Annotated in this window: 2 protein-coding genes; both read right to left on the reverse strand. The window is 39.5% G+C overall.

What is annotated here, in order from left to right:
* Window positions 1-209: 209 nt before the first annotated feature.
* Window positions 210-695 (reverse strand): hypothetical protein, encoded by a 486-nt coding sequence (locus HMPREF9184_RS08975; protein WP_000560652.1) that lies wholly within the window; start codon window positions 693-695, stop codon window positions 210-212.
* 9 nt (window positions 696-704) lie between these two features.
* Entirely contained in the window at window positions 705-1,964 is a 1,260-nt protein-coding gene (locus HMPREF9184_RS09995; protein WP_232196701.1) for a hypothetical protein, read from the reverse strand.
* Window positions 1,965-2,083: the final 119 nt, after the last annotated feature.

Genomic DNA, 2,083 nt, shown 5'->3' on the forward strand with positions numbered 1-2,083 from the left:
AAAGCAAGAGGTTGGATGAGTAGTCATTCATCAGATTGACCAGAGTTTGAAGGAGGGTTCCATGAACCTCTACTAGGTAAGTTCGCATACTCGAGATGGCCTGACCTTGGAGGTTCGCACTCAATGCAAAAACAGGAACTTGCTTACAACTAACAGTGTATAAACAAGTTCCTTACAAGCTATTTCAATGGTGACACAGCATCAAAACATTACTTTTCAATAGAATTTAAAAAGTTATCAATATCTTGGCCTTCTAAACTTTTGATCTTAACTCCCTGATCTTTAAAGATTCCTAAAGGTGTTTCGACTATTTTTAAGACTTCAATGTCTTTTCGACCAATCTCTTTTGCCCATTCTAATTTGTTTATCTGCTTGAATCCCAACTCATCCTTTATTTGATTTTGGTTGGCATCTGGTTTTATTTCAAACCAATCCTTCTCAATATTTCTTCGAATCATCCCACTACTAACATAAAAAGAATGCCCCTTATATTGAATTTCATAATGAATACTGTATAGATAGTCTAGATCTTCCATCTTGACTTTTTTTGAAAAGAAATCATCAAATTCCTCTCCCCAAGAATCTATATAATTGCTGAACCCTCCATCTTTTGTGTCACTAGTTAGAACAATCCAATCATTATTACTAAGACCTTTTGATACATTATATTTTTTACCCCGATAAATTGCAATCATTATTCACTCCTATTTTATTACTTTCCAACCTTTATTTTCTATATATTTATATTGTCTTATAGGATTTCCGCTTTTGCTTTCAAAAATTGTTATTAAATCGCCATCCATAAAATTTCGTTCTTCTATTAACTTATACTCCGGTAATATAATATTTTTAGAACCTGTAAACCCTCTACCTGTAAAAGGATAACTCGCATTATCAAGTTCGCCAAATGGAATATCTAGCTTATCTGCTTCATCCAAGAAAAATGATATCTTTGAATATGTCTTGGTTTTTTCTAAGTCAAAAGGAGTGTTAGGATAATCTAATCGATTTCCTTCAACTATTTCTGGAAGAGTAGTTAATGATTTTGAATGCTCATCAACCGAGACAAAACCTGCAAAAGAATTACGTTCTCCGCTGAGATATGATTCAACAAACTCTGTAGGTATCGTTTTATTCATCTTGGTTTTAGGAGCTGGTATACCAATCTCTTTGCGAACAGCTTTGACAAACGCATCTGTTTTAGCCGATAAAGTCGTATCTGCATCTACTAAGTTCGAAAAGTCTTCCAGGCTATAACCCGCCTTATTGATTTTAGCTTTTACTTCTGGAGATGTATATAGTTCTAGATTAGATAATCGATCACTATTTAGAGTGTATTTTTTTGCATTCGTAGAAAAGGCATCTTTCACCTTATTGAGACTAAACTTGTTGGCTGCTGAGGAGGCCGCATAACCTCCTACAATATTCCCGATAAAGTTTGCGGTTTGGGCGTCTTCTTCGCTACCTCCTAGAATCTTAGTTCCATGATAGGCAACCTGACCCGCTGTATAGGCGCCAGCTTCCCCTATCGCAAACTGGGTCAAGCCCTTGACAACGCTCTGCGTCTGCCCTATAGGAATCATGATAGCACTTGCCGTCACAAAGAGTCCACCAACCTGATGATACAGCTTGTCATTCCCCATGAAAAGTGTATCACGGATAGGATTTCTTGACTTGGTATGGATATCCCCTGCATTCCCAAGTTGGATATTATGAATCCCTTCTGCTGCGTTAGACGCCCCATAGGCTGTTGTCCCAAGTCCTGCAGTTAAGCCAAACCCAACAACCAAGGGGGTCGCTGCCCCCATAGTTGCCCAAATCGCTAAAGCACCAATCGCAAAGGTCACCACACCAAGACCCAGGTCTATCCACCCCTTATTGGCTCGATCCTCCGTAGCCAAGGCTTCAAAACGAACCTTGTCTCTCTCCTGGGCTGCTTGTACGCGCTCAACGCGACTCTCCATCTGCTTGGTTGCCTGTTGATAGGCTATCGCAAAGCGTTGAACAGACTTGAGTTTGGCAAAATCTCCAGACTGATAAGTCCCTACCGTACGTGTCTTCCCTGCATGCTCTGCGATCAAGG

It is taken from the genome of Streptococcus sp. oral taxon 058 str. F0407, assembly GCF_000235485.1.
Taxonomy (GTDB): Bacteria; Bacillota; Bacilli; order Lactobacillales; family Streptococcaceae; genus Streptococcus.